The 18,023-nt window shown below is 32.1% G+C and carries 16 protein-coding genes; 7 read left to right on the plus strand and 9 right to left on the minus strand.

The features are described 5' to 3' along the window. The first annotated feature begins 14 nt into the window (after positions 1 to 14). The 6 genes from JI750_RS18880 to JI750_RS18905 all read left to right on the plus strand — a co-directional run bounded on the left by JI750_RS18880 (position 15) and on the right by JI750_RS18905 (position 5,600). Positions 15 to 902: a bifunctional 5,10-methylenetetrahydrofolate dehydrogenase/5,10-methenyltetrahydrofolate cyclohydrolase gene (locus JI750_RS18880; RefSeq protein WP_111379962.1), complete on the plus strand. Its 888-nt coding sequence runs from the start codon at positions 15 to 17 to the stop codon at positions 900 to 902. 398 nt (positions 903 to 1,300) lie between these two features. Continuing rightward, the gene (locus tag JI750_RS18885; protein ID WP_202005862.1) at positions 1,301 to 2,227 is read left to right on the plus strand and encodes a magnesium transporter CorA family protein; all 927 of its coding nucleotides are present in this window, start codon (positions 1,301 to 1,303) and stop codon (positions 2,225 to 2,227) included. 318 nt (positions 2,228 to 2,545) lie between these two features. Continuing rightward, positions 2,546 to 3,160, plus strand: a complete 615-nt coding sequence (locus tag JI750_RS18890) for a hypothetical protein (protein ID WP_202005864.1) — start codon at positions 2,546 to 2,548, stop codon at positions 3,158 to 3,160. A gap of 8 nt (positions 3,161 to 3,168) precedes the next feature. Next, positions 3,169 to 3,459, plus strand: coding sequence for a winged helix-turn-helix domain-containing protein (locus tag JI750_RS18895; RefSeq protein WP_057114812.1), 291 nt, complete (start codon positions 3,169 to 3,171; stop codon positions 3,457 to 3,459). Positions 3,460 to 3,518: 59 nt separating this feature from the next. Next, positions 3,519 to 4,907 (plus strand): DUF4153 domain-containing protein, encoded by a 1,389-nt coding sequence (locus JI750_RS18900; protein WP_202005866.1) that lies wholly within the window; start codon positions 3,519 to 3,521, stop codon positions 4,905 to 4,907. Next, a complete protein-coding gene (locus tag JI750_RS18905; protein WP_202005868.1) occupies positions 4,908 to 5,600 on the plus strand; it encodes a hypothetical protein in 693 nt (230 codons plus the stop codon). Positions 5,601 to 5,634: 34 nt separating this feature from the next. On the opposite strand, the gene rluF is transcribed toward JI750_RS18905, so the two are convergent. The 6 genes from rluF to JI750_RS18935 form a co-directional block, all read right to left on the minus strand. Then, positions 5,635 to 6,468 (minus strand): 23S rRNA pseudouridine(2604) synthase RluF, encoded by an 834-nt coding sequence (rluF, locus tag JI750_RS18910; RefSeq protein WP_202005870.1) that lies wholly within the window; start codon positions 6,466 to 6,468, stop codon positions 5,635 to 5,637. A gap of 121 nt (positions 6,469 to 6,589) precedes the next feature. After that, entirely contained in the window at positions 6,590 to 6,937 is a 348-nt protein-coding gene (locus JI750_RS18915; RefSeq protein ID WP_202005872.1) for an antibiotic biosynthesis monooxygenase family protein, read from the minus strand. Between the two features lie 44 nt (positions 6,938 to 6,981). Beyond that, positions 6,982 to 7,854 carry an alpha/beta fold hydrolase gene (locus JI750_RS18920; RefSeq protein ID WP_202005873.1) on the minus strand — a complete coding sequence of 291 codons (873 nt, stop codon included), beginning with the start codon at positions 7,852 to 7,854 and terminating at the stop codon, positions 6,982 to 6,984. 175 nt (positions 7,855 to 8,029) lie between these two features. Further along, positions 8,030 to 8,809, minus strand: coding sequence for a zinc ribbon domain-containing protein (locus tag JI750_RS18925; RefSeq protein WP_091496387.1), 780 nt, complete (start codon positions 8,807 to 8,809; stop codon positions 8,030 to 8,032). Positions 8,810 to 8,812: 3 nt separating this feature from the next. Then, a complete protein-coding gene (locus JI750_RS18930) occupies positions 8,813 to 9,907 on the minus strand; it encodes a Nif3-like dinuclear metal center hexameric protein (RefSeq protein WP_202005881.1) in 1,095 nt (364 codons plus the stop codon). A gap of 126 nt (positions 9,908 to 10,033) precedes the next feature. Continuing rightward, the gene (locus JI750_RS18935; RefSeq protein WP_202005883.1) at positions 10,034 to 12,520 is read right to left on the minus strand and encodes an erythromycin esterase family protein; all 2,487 of its coding nucleotides are present in this window, start codon (positions 12,518 to 12,520) and stop codon (positions 10,034 to 10,036) included. Positions 12,521 to 12,740: 220 nt separating this feature from the next. On the opposite strand from JI750_RS18935, the gene lpxK reads away from it, so the two are divergent. Next, positions 12,741 to 13,757 (plus strand): tetraacyldisaccharide 4'-kinase, encoded by a 1,017-nt coding sequence (gene lpxK / locus JI750_RS18940; RefSeq protein ID WP_202005885.1) that lies wholly within the window; start codon positions 12,741 to 12,743, stop codon positions 13,755 to 13,757. A gap of 41 nt (positions 13,758 to 13,798) precedes the next feature. On the opposite strand, the gene JI750_RS18945 is transcribed toward lpxK, so the two are convergent. The 3 genes from JI750_RS18945 to lipA all read right to left on the minus strand — a co-directional run bounded on the left by JI750_RS18945 (position 13,799) and on the right by lipA (position 17,936). Continuing rightward, positions 13,799 to 15,970: a tetratricopeptide repeat-containing hybrid sensor histidine kinase/response regulator gene (locus JI750_RS18945; RefSeq protein ID WP_202005887.1), complete on the minus strand. Its 2,172-nt coding sequence runs from the start codon at positions 15,968 to 15,970 to the stop codon at positions 13,799 to 13,801. Between the two features lie 26 nt (positions 15,971 to 15,996). Further along, complete coding sequence (gap, locus tag JI750_RS18950) at positions 15,997 to 16,995, minus strand: type I glyceraldehyde-3-phosphate dehydrogenase (RefSeq protein ID WP_202005897.1); 999 nt, start codon at positions 16,993 to 16,995, stop codon at positions 15,997 to 15,999. 74 nt (positions 16,996 to 17,069) lie between these two features. Then, entirely contained in the window at positions 17,070 to 17,936 is an 867-nt protein-coding gene (gene lipA / locus JI750_RS18955; RefSeq protein ID WP_202005899.1) for a lipoyl synthase, read from the minus strand. Positions 17,937 to 18,023 lie beyond the last annotated feature (87 nt).

Raw genomic sequence — 18,023 nt, forward strand, 5'->3', positions numbered from 1 at the left:
TGAAACAACACACAATGCAGCTACTAGACGGTAAAAAAACATCTAACGACATTAAAAACGAAATTGCAATCGAGGTTCAATCTATTAAAGCTGCTGGAGGAAAAGTACCTCATTTGGCAGCCGTTTTAGTGGGTAATAACGGAGCAAGTTTAACTTACGTAGGAAGTAAAGTAAAATCATGCCAAGAGATCGGATTTGATTCAACTTTAGTTGCTTTACCAGAAACTATTACAGAAGACGAATTATTGGCTAAAATTAAAGAATTAAACGAAGATGATAACCTTGATGGATACATCGTTCAGTTGCCGTTGCCAAAACATATCGATGAGCAAAAAATCTTATTAGCAATCGATCCAGACAAAGACGTTGATGGATTTCACCCAACTAACTTCGGAAGAATGGCTTTAGAGATGGAAAGTTTTATTCCAGCAACTCCATTTGGAATTATGGAATTGTTAGAGCGTTACAAAGTGGAAACTTCAGGAAAACATACTGTTGTTATTGGTAGAAGCCATATCGTAGGACGTCCAATGAGTATCTTAATGAGTCGTAAAGGAAACCCTGGAGATTCGACAGTTACATTAACTCACAGCCGTACTAAAGACTTGGCAGAATTCACTAAAAATGCCGATATCATTATCACAGCTTTGGGAGTTCCAGAATTCTTAAAAGCCGATATGGTAAAAGAAGGAGTAACTGTTATCGACGTTGGAATTACTCGTGTAGATGATGCTTCAAATCCAAAAGGATACGTTATTAAAGGAGATGTTGATTTTGACGGAGTAAGCAAAAAAGCATCGTTCATTACGCCAGTTCCAGGTGGAGTAGGACCAATGACAATTGCGATGTTACTTAAAAATACACTTTTAGCTCGTAAAATGAGAAGCGCAAGAAACAAATAAAATTGCATCAAAATATAATACAAAGCCTGTTCAGATGAACAGGCTTTTTTATGGAATTAGCTTAAAATTTTTAAACACATAGAAACATAAAATTTGAATTCTAAAAAAGAATACAAAAAGAGAAACAAATTTCTTCCACATGGTAATTCTGTTTCTAGCTATGTTTGTTTCAATAAGTGAAACGCCTTTTCAACACATAGAATATCTATGTTTCTATGTGTTTAAAAACCATTTTAATATATTATTAATAGTTTAAACTTTCGGTTCTTAAAAATAAAGGATACTTTTGCACCACTTAAAAAACACTTCTCCAAATGGACGATTATTATTATTCGTTAGTATTAAATTAAGCAGCTTTTGAAATTTCAAAATGCTGCGTTAAAAACCTGTATTTTGAAATGAAAGCCTTTTACACAAACAACAACGGATTGGTAGAAATCCAAAAATGGACTTCAAATTGCTGGATTCATATTGAATCTCCAACAGAATCAGATAAAAATTATTTATTAGAAGAACTTCAAATTCCTGAAGCCTTTTACAATGATATCGAGGATATCGACGAAAGACCTCGTATCGAAATCGAAGACGGTTGGACGCTTATCATCATGCGTATTCCAGTTAAAAGTGGCGATATCAAAATTCCTTTTCATACCGTTCCTCTCGGAATCATTTTTAAAGATGATATCTGTGTAACAATCAGTTTTTATAAAACAGAAATCATTGCCGATTTTGTGTCGTATTCGCAACGTAAAAACATCGAAATTGAAGATAATTTCAACCTTGTACTAAGATTGCTTTTATCATCAAGCGTTTGGTATTTGAAATATCTAAAACAAATCAATCAAAAAATAAAACTTGCCGAGGATAACTTAGAAAAATCGATCAAAAATGAAGAATTGCAAGCCTTGCTTCAAATTGAAAAATGTTTTGTATTCTTCATCACTTCTTTAAAAGCAAATGACGTTTTATTTCAAAGAATTAAAAATCTAAAAGCACATAAAGCCAATTACGACCCAGAATTATTAGAAGATGTCGAAATCGAGTTAAATCAGGCGCAAGATACAGCCAATATTTACAACAACATCTTAACAGGAATGATGGATGCCTACGCTTCTGTAATTTCAAACAATATGAATACAATCATGAAGCAGATGACTTCCATTTCGATCATCTTAATGATTCCAACCTTAATTGCCAGTTTGTACGGAATGAACGTGCCAAATGGCCTAGAAGAAAGCAAATACGGAATCTGGATTCTCCTTTTAGTCTCTATAATTCTATCTACTTTCGGAGTTCTTCTATTCAAAAGAAGAAGATGGTTTTAATTCAAAATTTCATAATAGTAAAAGCCTGTTCGTTAAGAATAGGCTTTTTGTTTTTATAATTTGGGCGTGACCGTGTCCCGATAGGAGGGCAAACATACTTTGTGTTCATACGCCCTCTTATCGGGACACGGTCGGGCTATCCGCGCTACTTCGGTAGCTAGCTTCTATCCCTCACGCAATCGTAGCATAAGAAATTGCTGTTCCTGCAGTATTTTCAAAACCTTTTAAGAATCTATATTGCCTTCGAAAAATAATTTTCATTTTTTTATTTGCTAATTCAAAATAAATAATAACTTTGTATTGCAAAGTACTTTAATTATGAATCAAAAGCACCAAGAAGATTTAGCACATATTCGTTCCATGATGGAGCGCTCTTCAAGATTTATATCATTAAGCGGACTTTCAGGAGTTTTCGCTGGTCTTTCAGCTTTAATTGGCGGAATTTATGTCTATCAGCTTTTCAAAGTAAACGGTATCGATTATCTAAACGATGGGCATAGATTATATTCTACCAATTTAGTTTCAGAATTATTCTGGATCGGAATCATAATTATGGTCGTTGCATTAGTATTTGCTGCTTTTTTTACGATTAGAAAAAGCCGAAAATACAATTTGCCAATTTGGACTTCAGCAACAAAAAAGATGCTTTTTCATTTGGCAGTACCGCTTTTAACTGGCGGGATATTTTGTCTGGCTTTAATACATTATGGGAACTTTGGTTTAGTGGCTCCTGCAACATTAATTTTTTACGGACTTGCTGTTGTAAACGCAGAAAAATATACATTTTCGGACATAAAATATCTTGGTTTCTCGGAACTGATTTTAGGATGTATTGCACTTTTTAATATAGGGTATGGTTTGATCTTTTGGATTATCGGATTTGGAATCCTGCATATCGTATACGGATTAGTGATGTTCAAAAAATACAAATAAATAACCCAATGGGAATTATTGATAAACTAAATAAAGATTTTGAAAGCCGTGTCAGACTGGGTATTATGTCCGTTCTGATGGTTAACGACTGGGTAGATTTTACCGAGATGAAAACGCTTTTAAATATCACCGATGGTAATTTAGCGAGTCATTCCTCTGCTCTTGAAAAAGCAGGTTATATAGAAGTAAAAAAAGAATTTGTAGGGAAGAAACCTAAAACTTCTTATCAAGTAACCGATTTGGGGCGTGCTGCCTTCAAAGAGCACTTGTCTTACCTTGAAAAATTAATGAAATCGTAATAACTCTATTTTTTTACCCAAAAACTTTGAATTGCAAAGTACTTTTAAATTTATCAATCATGAAAAAACATCAAATTATCTTAGCTTGTACAGCGGTTTTTTTACTGCTTTTTTACAATGAATCTGTCGGAATAAACATTTCTATTTTTGGCGTAGTTCTTACACTATTGATTAGTTATTTCTTTCAAGAAAAGTTTGTCGACAGATCGCATTTGGTTCTTGTAGTGACTTCTATTTTGTCGTGTTTTGCGTTTGCTTGGTACGGAGATGCAGCATCATTTTTTGCTTTAGCATTATCAATTCTATTTTTGCAATTCAAAACACAAGACGGGCAACTTAAGATGCTTCAGGTTTTTCCTTTAATAGTTTTAAACGGGTTTACTTCCGTAGGCAGAATATTTATGTTTAATCAATGGCTTCCAGAACGTAAAATCCATAATGATCTTGCTAAAAAGCTAGTTGCCTTTGTTTTAATTCCAGTTATCTTTCTCGGATTGTTTTTTATCGTTTACTCTTTCGGAAGTGATCATTTCTCTTCATTATTTACAGATTATGAATTAGATATTGATCTGCCACAGTTAATTGGAATAAGTATTTTAGGATTTTACATTTCGTTCAGTTTTTGGAATTATTGGGTTCCAGAAGTTTGCTATGAATACAATCCGAAATTGAGTAATAATTTCAGTAATATTTCGGAGGTGAAAAATCAAAGTACTTTTTCATTTTTAGATCTTGATTTCGAAAGAAAAAGCGGTGTGATCACTTTACTACTTTTAAATATCATGCTTTTAGTTTTTATAGGAACTTACAATTATGAACAGTTTTTTGAAGTTGTCCAAAAAACAAATCTAAGTGCTGATACTCACGAACGTGTAAACGCTGTTATTTTTTCAATCTTAATGGCAGTTGGAGTAATTCTGTTTTATTTTAAAGGCGGATTTAATTTTGATGAAAAAGCTAACAGTTTAAAGAATCTAGCCAAAGTTTGGCTTGCGTTAAATGTTATTCTAATTGTAAGCGCCATGATTAAGAATACAGAATATGTTTCTTTTTATGGTTTAACATACAAACGTCTTGGGGTTTATGCTTTTTTAATTTTAGCTATTATCGGATTAGCAGTTTCATTTCAGAAAATCAGAAAACAAAAAACCAATGCTTATCTTTTCAACCAGATGGTTTGGTATTTCTACGGAACAATTCTTTTATGCAGTTACATCAATTGGGGAAACCTTGTTACAAATTATAATATTTCAGTTAATAAAGGAGTAGAACCTGTTTTTTTAAGCGGTTTAAATTTTAATGATGATACACGCCGTGAGTATTTTCAAAAAAATAATTTAAACGGTAAATATGCAGAAGCAGTAAGAGAAGAATTGATTTCAAATTATCAAAATTCAAGCTTTTTATCTAAAGCATTGTATTATGAGTTTTTGGATAAAAAGAAATAAATGAGAACTGATATTCTGATAGTGCTTATGCTGATGGTATCAGTCAATTTCTATCCGCAGCAATTAAAATATCGAAGTGTCAATCATTATCTTGAAATTTTTGAAAAAGAAGAAATCAATAAACTAAAGGAAAGAGGACTTTTAGATCAGGACTTGAATATTGTTCCAAAGTTTAAGAAGAAAGGAGAAAACGAATTAAATGAGGAGGGGCAAAATTTATATCTGGAATTAAAAGTTGCTCTTTTAAAATCATATTTCAAAGATTACTTCTATCAACAACATTTGCAATATAAAGATGAGATCTTTGTTTTGTATTTTTCTATGGCAGGTTTTGACGATTTGGAATGGTGTATTTTAAAGTGGGAGAGAAAAAAGTGGAAGGATTTGGAAAGAATTGATAAACAACTGGTTGAGAGGGCTAAATTTCATAATAATAAAGATTTTGATTTTATTTGTTTTAATTATGATGAAGGTCCTAAAAATAGTGAAGATGTAAAGATTTTTATAAAAGATGATTATTTAGTTATGTCAAGAGAAGGTTTGTATCATTCGTTGTTTGATTTAAAATCACAAAAGCTTCTTATTAATGAAACCTGTCCTTATTGTGAAAGTCAATCAAATACAAAAGAAGAAATGAATTTATGGATAAAGAAAAATCTCCATGATAAAATCGACAGAATTATAAATCCATAAATAAAAAAATCCCATTCATTTGAATGGGATTTTTTTATTTACTATCACCTCTTTTTTTAAATCGAGGATCATGTTTTGAGATAAAATTTTTTCTTCTAGTTGGAGTTGCATTTGAAGCCGAACTTTCAACTTTAGGAAAACTCGCTTCTTCTGTTTTACTTGAAGGCTCAATTAATTGGTTTAATTCTTTAATTTCAGCATCTGTTAAATCTCTGTATCTTCCAACTGGAACATCCAAAGAGATATTAATGATTCTAATACGTTTTAAGGCCGTAACTTCATAACCCAAGTATTCAGACATTCTTCTAATCTGACGGTTTAATCCTTGCGTTAAAATGATCTTGAAAGTGTATTTGCTAATTTGCTCTACTTTACATTTTTTGCTAACCGTATCCAAAATAGGAACACCATTTCCCATGCGCTGAATAAAGCGTTCTGTAATAGGTTTGTTTACAGTAACGGTATATTCTTTTTCGTGATTATTTCTGGCGCGAAGAATCTTGTTTACAATGTCACCATCATTAGTCATAAAAATCAATCCTTCACTGGCTTTATCCAATCTTCCGATCGGGAAAATACGTTTTGGGTAATTGATATAATCAACAATATTATTTTTAACTTCAAGGTTAGTTGTACATTCAATACCGACTGGTTTATTGAAAGCCAGATAAACCATTTTTTCATTTTTCTCTACGATTAATTTACCATTAATACGTATTTCATCATCTGGCGAAACTTTAGTTCCCATTTCAGCCACAGCGCCATTTATTGTTACGCGTCCTTCTTCAATCAATTTGTCGGCTTCGCGACGAGAACAATAACCCGTTTCACCAATAAATTTATTAAGACGTTTTAAATTTTCTTCCATACTGCAAAAGTAGACAAAAGTTTAGACATCTTGGAATTTTAGATTTCAGACTTTAGATTTCAGATTTTTGAAAAAAAAACTTAGTCCCGATAGCTATCGGGATAGAACCTTAGCACCTTTTTTACGAATCATGAAAGATGGAACTGTCTTCTGGAGTTTCTTTTCTGTTGAACATTCCGTAGTCGCGAACTACGGTTGCAATTCGTAAATGATAATCTTTAAAAACTTCATTTCTGCCTTTTGCCTGTGCCGCACGATGCATCTCGAGATTTCTCCATTGTTGAATACTTTCTTCATCTCTCCAAAAAGATAAAGACAAAATTTTTCCAGGATCAGCTAGACTCTGGAATCTTTCTATCGAAATAAAACCATCAATATGGCTTAATTCAGGTTTTAAATTTGCAGCGATATCTAAATATTCTTCTTTCTTTCCCTCGTTGGGAATGACTTCAAAAATTACAGCAATCATTTTAATTTTAGATTTTAGATTTTAGATTAAAAAAGCTTAGAATCTTAGCGACTTAGCGACTCAGAAACTTCAGAAAATAGAAACTCAATCACTTTATCGTACAATTCGTCATCGTGCATGCCGTGGCCTAAACCACTGGTTTCTACAAATTGGCTATTTTTCCAACCTTGAGCTATTTTTTTTCCTTCTGCAAAAGCTACTATTTTGTCTGAAGTGTCATGAGCAATGAAACCTGGGATAGTAATTTGGGATGCAAATTTTTGTCCCGAAAAATCTTCTAACTTAAAATTGAATCGATTTATGAATTTACTTTCCAAAAGAGGCAACATTCTTCTATTCAAACTAAGCATAGAAATGTAATTGTCAATCAAAGTTTTTAAATCAGAAGGAGCGCCAAGAATAACCATCTTGTTGATGCTCGTATTCGGAAACAAATATTGATGGTAAACGCATGCAGCGCCACCAATAGAATGCCCAATAATAATTTCGGGCTTATATTTTTCTACTGCTTTGTTGATGAATTCAGCATAAAGGGGCACATTAAATTCTTTTCCGCTGCTTTGTCCATGGGCGGGTGCATCAATAGCTATAATCGTACTTCCAGATTTCTGAAGATGCGGTAAAGTTTTTTTCCAGCGTGCAGCATTGCTTTCCCAGCCGTGAACTAAAAGAATTTTGGTTTCATTTCCTTTCCAGACATAGGTTTGGAAATGATGTTCGTTATGATGAAATATTTCTGTTTCAGTATGTCGCAAAACTTTTGGGAGTTCTTCTTTTTTTAATCGGCCAATTCGGGGCTGGCTAAAAAGTGCATATGAAAGTTCCATCGCTCTTTGTGGACGAACATAACTCAAGAAGTTTATATAAGTTCCAACCGATTTTAATGTGATGAAACGAATTCCTTTTTTAATTTTCAAAACTTAATTTTTTTTCTAAAGGTAAAAAATGTTTTGCCACAGATTAAAAGGATTAAGAAAGATTTTATTCAGCATAAGAATAATTAATCTGCGTTAATCCTTTTATCCCGATAGCTATCGGGAGTAGAAAAAAATAAGTGCAAAAAAAAGTCCCGATTTAATCGGGACTTGATATTTAGAATTTTGCGAACAATTGTTCCATTTTTTCTTTTTCTTCTTCAGCTAATTGCGTATCAACTAAGATTCTTCCAGAGTGCTCATCAGTGATGATTTTCTTTCTTGAAGCAATTTCAACCTGAGTTTGTGGTGGAATTGTAAAGAAAGATCCCGCAGAAGCCCCTCTTTCGATAGAAACTACAGCTAATCCGTTACGAACACTACTTCTGATTCTGTTGTAAGCTGCTAATAATCTATCTTCGATTTGTGCAGCATACTCAGCAGATTTCTCAGTTAAGAAAGTTTCTTCTTTCTGAGTTTCAGCCATAATAGCATCTAATTCAGATTTTTTATGTTTTAAATGAGAGCTTTTAGCATCAAGTTTTTCTTTTAAATTAGAAATAACTTCTTTTTTGTGCTCGATAGAAGCTTTCATTTCTTTGATTTGCTTTTCAGCCAATTGAATTTCTAATTCTTGAAATTCAACTTCTTTTGTCAAAGAATTAAATTCTCTGTTGTTACGTACTGATTCTTGTTGTTTTGTGTACTTTTTAATAACCTCTTTATGCTCCTCAATAGCAATTTTCTTTGCTTTGATTTGCTCCTCAATCACTTCAAGTTCACCTTTCAGTTTCTCTGAACGAGTGCTCAAACCTGCAACTTCATCTTCTAAATCTTCAACCTCTAAAGGAAGTTCTCCTCTAACGTTTCTGATTTCGTCAATTCTAGAGTCAATAAGCTGTAAATCGTATATTGCTCTTAACTTGTCCTCAACACTTAATTCTTTCGTATTCGTCATATTTTATAAGTACTTAACTGGATTTGTATTTTCTTCCGATAAAATGATTGCAAAATTAAGAATTTTTTTTCGAAGATAATCAACAATATAATTTTTTGTATAGCGTTCGCTCTCAAAATGACCAATATCTGCCAAAAGTAACTTGTTTTCAGCTTCATAAAACTGGTGATACTTCAAATCAGCAGTCAAAAATGCATCTGCTCCAGCGCTTATGGCATTTCTTATAGCAAAACTTCCAGAGCCTCCTAATACAGCAACTTTTTTAATTTTTTTGCCTAAAAAGGCAGAATGGCGAATTCCGTCGGAAATCATTTTATCTTTTACGAAATGAAGAAAATCTTTTTCGTCCATTTCGGTTTCAAATTCGCCAACCATTCCTAAACCAATATTTTGATGAGAATTTTCAAGATTATAAATTTCATAAGCGACTTCTTCGTAAATATGATTTGCAAAAAGTGTTTTTAAAATGCAGGATTGCAAGTGCTTTTCAAAAGTAACTTCAATTTTTATTTCTTGAGTTTCGGTTAACTCATGGCGTTCGCCAATTACAGGATTGCTTTCAGAATTTCCTTTGTAAGTTCCAGTTCCTTCAGAGTTAAAACTACAATTATCGTAATTGCCAATTGTTCCAGCCCCAGCTTCAAATAATGCTTTACGAACTTTATTTGCATTTTCTGGAACGGTATAAGTAACTAATTTTTGAATGAAATTTTGTTTTGGAACTAAAACTTTGGTATTCACTAAACCTAATGCATTACAGAAAATTTTATTAACGCCTTGAGAATGATTGTCTAATGCTGTGTGGACTGCATAAATTGCAATGTCATTTTTAATTGCTTTTATAATTGCACGTTCAACATAATTCTTACCTGTAATTTTTTTAATTCCAGAGAATAATATCGGATGGAAACAAACTACCAAATTGCAATTTTTAGCAACTGCTTCATCAATTACATTTTCTAAAGCATCATGACAAACTAAAACACCAGTACTTTCAGTTTCCGAATTGCCAACTAAAAGTCCAACGTTGTCAAAATCTTCGGCGTAAGCCAAAGGAGCCATTTCTTCGAGAACCGCTATTATTTCTTTAATTTTCATTCGTGTTTCAAAAGGTTAAGGTGAACAACAAAAGTAATCCAAATTCTAAACTATTACAATCAAAGAAACAATGTCATCGTTGTTAATTGCGATTTCTTTTAAACTTTAGTTTTGAATTATTTTCGATTAATAGCATAAATCAAAAATGATTTTTTCATCTGGTAGAATAAAACTATTGTTTTTCCAAAAATCTACATTTTCCTGAACAGAATTGTTTAAGCCAATTTTTAAAAGTGGCCGATTAAGTTTTTGGGTATTTATCGTTTTTATTTCTGTAGACATTAAATTGCTGATGTTGTACGTGTCATATAAATAAGAATTATCAGCTGTCGAAGTAATAATCGATTTGTCTATTACATTTAGATAATTGATAAAATATTTTCCTTCTGATAGTTTATAAGTTATTGTGATTTTATGATTCATTTGTGCCGTTTTACCAGGCTGACTTTTTACTTCAAATGGTTCTCTCGCAACGCAATGTTCATATTTTAATACAGCAAATGTTTGTGTGTCTATGTATAAAATTCCAGATGATTTTTTTGGAGCCGGATATCCATAACCTGTAGAATACGCACCTGGTTCGTTATTTTGGAATCTTATTTTGTAGACTTTCTGGTTGTTGTAAGGAACAATGCCTTCTTTTTTTAATGTATAAGAAGCTGGCTTATATAACACATTGGCTTTGCTTAGAATAAGATCACGATCAAACAGAAATGCAAAAGTGTTTATGTTGCCGAATTTGGTTTGCGAAGTATTTTCGACAATTGCACGGCTTTGCTGTATTTCTCCAAACATTTTTTCGTCAGGATTATTTACACCTTTCATTCCTGTTGAATTATAGGTAGTTATAATCGATTCGTCATGTGAAACAACTTCATTGTTTTTAATCACTTGATTGCGGAAGAAAAATGTTTGATTGTACGGATTTTGATCGTAATTAAGTTCAATATTGAGCTGAGCTTTTGTTACTATTTCTTCTGCAGATAATGGCTTTGAGGTTGAACTTACTATAACTTCATTTAAATTAATAGTTTGAAAATGAAAAGGTCTTAATTTTATTTTTACAAAATGTTTATTAGTATCAACAAGATTTTTAATTGAAATCGTGTCTGAAATATATCCAAAAGCCGATACAATAATTTTGTTGTTGAAATTCGCTTTATCTATTACTAGAGAAAATACGCCTTCTTTATTTGCTAGAATATTTTTGTTTGTTTGTAGTAGGGAGATGTCAGCATTAGCGATTATTTTATGATTTTTAGAATCGTTTATTCTCCCATTTATTACAAATGCATCGCTTTGAGCTTGTATATAATTTTCTTTTTCAAATAATCTAGCTTTAGGCTGATATGATTTTTTGATGAAAAAAAGGCCATCAAAAATAGCATTCCATCTTGCTTTTATTGGCATGTTTCCTAAAGCAGAGCAATAATAAAGGTTTGTGCCTTTCTTGTCAAATTCGAAAAAGGTTTTGCTGTAACCTTTATTTATGCTTTGAAGTTCGATGCTATTTTCAGGAGGAGTAAGAATAGGGAAAGATCTGCTATCGACGCGTCCGTATAAACCTTCATAAGAAGAGAATGCGATGCTATAAATTTCATCTTTAAAATATTTTTTTAGAAGACCGCCCATTGGTAATGCGCCTTCAAGGAGTTTCGCTCCTTCGCCGGGAATATAATCTGTAAAACCAGTGGTTTTAAGTTCAATATCCGATTGCTTTTGCAAATAACTTTCAGTTACTTCAGTAAATTCTGTTTGATTAATGTTTTTTGAAAAATGATAAGAAGCTCCCCAGCAAATTATTTTTTCATTTGGATACATTTCAGATAAGAAAATTAAATTTTTTGACATTTGCTCGTCTCTCGGATTTTGAACTGAAATTTTTTGGTTTTGCAATTGCATGACTTCAAAATTGACATCAGAAATTTTGCTAATGACAACCTGTTTCATTATTTTTTCATGAAAAGTTGGATTTTTTATTTCTTTTAGAGCGTTTTCCAGACCATTAAAATCTTGATACAAATCGGTAGAATCTTTTTTGCTGTTGGCAATGCTTTCCAAATCTCTAAAAACAAAAGCCTTTTCTATTCTTGTTAGACTGTTTTGTGCAATGTTGATTTTTCTGTTTTTGATCAATTCAGTCAGGTCATTCATAAAATGATTCGAAAAAAGCATTCCTTCTTGGCTGTCAAAACCTAAGATTTTTATGGTATCTTTTTGTTTAGCACGTTCTTCAATATAAAGAATTAAATTTTGAAATGCTTTCGTATCAGACCATATATCTAAAATACTTTGGTCGAAAATTGCTATTGTGGCCTTCTTTTTAGAATATTCTTGAAACGCTTTGTATTGGTCATACATTCCACTTTCAAAAGCAATGGTATTGTATTTCTGTTTTTCGTGCAGATATTTTATGATATTTACTTTTTCATCAAAAGTGGCGCCATCACCGTGGGATTGTTCTCCAAGTAAAACGATTTTTTTATTTTTAACTATGGTGTCTAAAAACGAATAGTCATTATTATCAACTTTGGAATATTTGCCTGATATTGTATTTTGCGAAAAAGTTAAATTTAAAAATAGAATGTAGAATAACGTAAAATAAAACTTCATGATTTATTGGTTTTCTACTTAAGATTCTCTTGAGTAGATTTTAATTTGTTAAAGAAAATTCGTTCTAAAAATAGTATAATAATTGATTGTTTTTAGATTTTTTTCGGACATTTCTTTTTTAATGTTTACAGGAAGCGAAAAGCTTCTTTGGTTACAATTTTATCAATTTTTATATTTTTATAACTTCCAATAATAGTATAAAAAATTATACTTTCGTAAAATGAACTTACTTCGAAAAATACTTTTCCCATTCGCAATTTTATACGGATTCATAACTTCAATCCGAAATTTTCTTTTTGATAAAGGAATTTTAAAATCGACCTCATTTGATCTTCCAGTTATTGCTGTTGGAAATTTGAGCGTAGGCGGAACAGGAAAAACGCCTCAAATCGAATATTTGATTCGTTTATTGTCTGATAAATATAAAGTGGCAACTTTAAGCCGTGGATATAAAAGAAAATCAGAAGGCTTTGTTTTGGCCAATGAAAATTCGAATGCTGAAATTCTGGGAGATGAGCCTTTTCAGTTTTATCAAAAATTCCCAAATGCAATGGTTGCAGTTGATGCCAATCGTACAAACGGAATTCAACAATTGCTTTCTCAAAACGAAAAGCCAGAAATTATTTTGCTAGATGATGCCTATCAGCATCGAAAAGTAAAAGCCGGATTTTATATTTTGCTCACTTCTTATGGAGATTTATACTCAGATGATTTTATGCTTCCAACAGGAAATTTGAGAGAGAGTAGAAGTGGAGCAGAAAGAGCCAGTTTAGTAGTTGTTACAAAATGTCCAGAAATTTTAACCGAAGAAGAACAAACCGAGATCAGATTAAAGTTAAAGTTGAAAAGCGAACAGCAAGTCTTTTTTACTTTTATAGATTACGATATGGTGATTTATGGTAAAAATGAAAAAATTACAGTTAGCGAAATCAAATCAGAATCAAAATTGCTGCTGGCTGGAATTGCAAAACCAAAACCGTTTTTTGATTATTTAAAAAATGAAAGCGATGAGTGTCTTACTTTTCCAGATCATCATCATTTTTCTGATGCAGACTTAGATGTAATTCGAAATAAAGCAAATGGAAGAAAAATAATTACAACCGAAAAGGATTATGTGAGACTGAAAGACTCAGAATTGGTTGATCAATTGTTTTATCTGCCAATAAAAAGCTCTTTTATCAACCATCAGCAAGATTTTGATGCTACAATCCTAGAGTATGTAGAGATTTGTGTCTAAAAAACTTAGAGTCTCAGTATCTCAGAAACTTAGGGTTTTAGTTAATCAAAAAACTTTGCAATAGTGGTATAGAAATCGTCTGGAACAAAAGGTTTTGTAATCACATCGTCCATTCCGTAAGAAAGAAGCATGTCACGATTTTCGTCAAGCGATATCGCGGTCAATGCTATAATAGGAGTCGCTTTGTCAAATTCACGAATTAATTTAGTAGCAGTAGTTCCGTTAATTCCAGGCAGATGCACATCCATTAAAATCATATCGAAGCGTTTAACTTTTAAAAGCTCGACAGCATCTTCTCCATTGTCAACAATCTCGCAAGTAATGTTTTTATTTTCCAACATTTTGCGAGTGATCATTTGATTGATTTTGTTGTCTTCAATCAGTAAAATAGATTTGTTTTTCAATTGTTTGTCGTTATAAAGTTTTACTTCTTCAATTACTTCCAATGGCTCATTGTTGACTTTGAAATTTAGCTTGAAAGTAAACGTAGAACCTTTGCCTACTTCACTTTTTAGTTTTATTTCGCCTCCTAAAAGTTCAATTAATTTTTTTACGATAGTAAGACCAAGACCGGTTCCTCCATATTTTCTATTTACTTCAATAGAGCCTTGAGAAAAGCTTTCAAATACAGTTTGCAGTTTGTCTTCAGGAATTCCAATTCCAGTATCGACAATTTCAAAATAAACTGTCGCGTTATCTTCTTCTTGCGAATACAATTTAGCAATAACATTTACATGTCCGTTCTGAGTAAACTTTAAAGCATTATTGATTAAGTTGAGGATGATCTGAGATAATTTTGTGGGATCTCCAATTAAGTTGTCAGGAATCGCTTTGTCTATTTCTAAGTTAAAATAGTTTTTGTTGGCTGTAGCAAGCTCTTTCAGTGAGCTTTGAATATTAAAAAGCAACTCTTTCAAATTAAAGCTGATATTTTCAACTTCGGCTTTAGTCGAATCAATTTTATTTATTTCTAAAATTTCATTGATGAAAGTAGTTAAATAATTCCCTGAGAATTTTAAAGATTCAAGATATTTTAATTGTTTTTTCTTTGGTTTATCTTCAAGTAAAATGTGTGTAATTCCATTAATAGCATTCAACGGCGTCCGGAGCTCATGGCTTACAGTCGACAAAAATTCAGATCGAGCTTTTGATGCTTTTTCTGCTTTGTTTTTAGCCAAAATCAATTCTTTGTTCTTTTCACGAAGCAATAAATTGTTCTGGTTTCTAATGATGTTGTTTTTGTATAATGCTAAACTTAAAAGAGATAAAATCGAAATTAAGGCAATAGCCAAAATGCTGACCAACTTAGAATAACGGTAGGTTTTAAGCTGAAATTTCTCTTCGCTTTCTTTTTTAATAGTATTATTTAGGGATTGATTTTTTTTGAATTTTTCATATTCGTCCAAATCAATTTTAGCATTTTTTAATTTTAAAAGATAATTTTCTAGCTGATAATGCTCGTCTAAGTAAGAATAAGCCAGGTCGTAATTTTTATTTTGTTTGTAGTATTGGCTTATCGCTAAAACAATTTTTGATTTCTTTGGAAGATCAGTGATTTTGTCATTGTAATCTAAGGCTTTATTAAAATATATAATGGCTGAATCATTTCTTTTTAACTGCCCCTCAATTAAGCCAAGCTGATAATACACATCTGCTTTGGTTTTTAGATTTGCATTATTATCAGGTTTTTTAGCTATTCTTTTAAAAGTTTTTACTGCCGATTTGAGGTCGTTATTAGTCTTAAATGCTAAAGCTTTTTGATAATCTAATACTTCTGCATTATCATTAATATTTAGTTCTTTTAGTAAGTCTTTTGCTTTTAAGTAATAAATTGCTGCAGTTTTGTAATCGCCTTTTGCCGTATTGGTTACGCCAATATAATGCAATGCCAAAGCCTTTGTGCAGCTTGGTTTTAAGGTGTCAAATAAAGAAACTGTTTTATGAAAGTTTGTTAAAGCATCTTCAAACTTTCTCTGGTTGTAATAAATTTTACCAAGCTTGAAAGTCTGATTGGCTAAATTCTCTTTTTTGCCATTTTCTTCGCAAAAATTAATTGACTTTTCGGTATAATAAACCGCCTGATCGAACTTTTTATTGTTAAGGTTAGAATTGGCTAGCTTGTTATAATAGGTCACGCTATCCGTATTCTTTTTGGCTTGAGAATACAAAAACGAGTTAAAAAAACAAACAACAATAAAAAGATAGTATTTCATGTATGGCAATGCTTTTACAATGAATCTTATTTTTCTCTTATCAGTAAAATTAAATCGATCAATCTTGATGAATAGCCAATTTCGTTATCGTACCAGCCCACAACTTTTACCATTTTATCGATAACCGAAGTTAGTTGCGCATCGAATAAACAAGAATGTGTGTTGCCAATTACATCAACCGAAACAATCGGATCTTCGGTGTAATCTAATATTCCTTTTAAATTTGTTTTTGAGGCTTGTTTGAATGCTTTATTTATTTCTTCAATGCTTACGGCACGTTTTACATTGAAAGTTATGTCTGTTAATGAACCGTCTGGAACTGGTACTCTAATACCACAGCCACCCATTTTATTGTGCAATTTAGGAAAAATTTTTGTTAATGCCTTAGCTGCACCTGTAGTTGTTGGAACAATCGACTGGCTAGCACCTCTCGCACGGCGTAAATCCTTATGTGGCTGGTCGTGAAGGCTTTGGTCTGTCGTAAAAGAGTGTATAGTCGTAATGTAGGCTTGTTCAATTCCGCACAATTCTTCAATGATTTTAATCATCGGAGCAGCATTGTTTGTCGTACAGCTTGCATTTGAAACTATGTTTTCTGTTCCGTCCAAAATATGTTCATTCACACCAAGAACTACAGTTTTTATGGTATCAACTTCTGAAGGAGCAGAAAGAATTACTTTTTTTGCTCCAGCTTCAAGATGTGCATTTAATTCTTCGTGCGTTTTATATTTACCGGTCGATTCGATTACAATATCAATCGAATGCGATTTCCAATCTATATTTGAAATACTTTTTTCATGAAAAAAGAAAAAATGTCTTCCGTCTACAATAATGCTATTTTCGTCATGACTTACTTCATAAGGCAAAACTCCATGAATACTGTCATATTTAATTAAATGCGACATGGTTTTGTTGTCTGCAATGTCATTTATAGCAACGACCTCGATTTCAGGGTGATTTAAAAGCAAACGGAATAAGTTTCTTCCAATTCTTCCAAATCCATTAATAGCAATTCTTGTTTTCAATGTTTTGTTTATTCGTTTAACTATTTAATCGTTTAATCGGTTTTACAATTAAACGATTAAACAATTAAACTTTTTTATAAAATATGTTTTTGTGCTTTATATGAAGAACGAACAAGAGGTCCGCTTTCTACATGTCTGAAACCTAACTCAAGACCAAATTTTTCATATCGGGCAAATTGTTCAGGTGTAATAAACTCTTTTACAGGAAGATGTTTTTTACTTGGCTGTAAATATTGTCCAATGGTAACAACGTCAACATTTGCATTTCTTAAATCAGTCATAGTTTGGAAGACTTCTTCTTCGGTTTCTCCAAGACCAAGCATGATTCCAGATTTTGTTCTGTTGATTCCTTTTTCTTTTAAATAACGAAGTACTTCTAAGCTTCTGTCATATTTTGCCTGAATACGAACTTCGCGAGTCAAACGTCGTACCGTTTCCATATTATGAGAAACCACTTCAGGATTTGCTTCTACAATACGATCAAGGTTTCTTTCGATTCCTTGAAAATCTGGGATCAAAGTTTCAAGAGTAGTTTGAGGATTCATTCTTCTGATAGCTCGAACAGTTTCCATCCAAATGATAGAACCGCCATCTTTAATATCGTCTCTGTCAACGCTAGTAATTACAGCATGTTTAATGTTCATGATTTTAATAGAACGAGCCACTTTTTCTGGTTCATCCCAATCTACCGTTTCTGGTCTTCCAGTTTTTACACCGCAGAATCCGCAAGAACGAGTACAAACGTTTCCAAGAATCATAAAAGTTGCTGTTCCTTCACCCCAGCATTCTCCCATGTTTGGGCAACTTCCAGAAGTGCAAATGGTATTTAAACTATATTTATCAACTAAACCTCTAAGTTCAGTATATTTTTGTCCAATAGGTAATTTTACTTTTAACCACTTTGGTTTTGTGGTTTGTATATTTTCAGTGACTGTTTCCATATATCAATGTTCAAAGTACAAAGATACGGAATGTAGTTTATTTGAAGATTTGTTTAGTGCTTAATTTAGTAAAGCAGACAAAAATAA

Source organism: Flavobacterium tagetis, from assembly GCF_016735615.1.
Lineage (GTDB): Bacteria > Bacteroidota > Bacteroidia > Flavobacteriales > Flavobacteriaceae > Flavobacterium > Flavobacterium tagetis.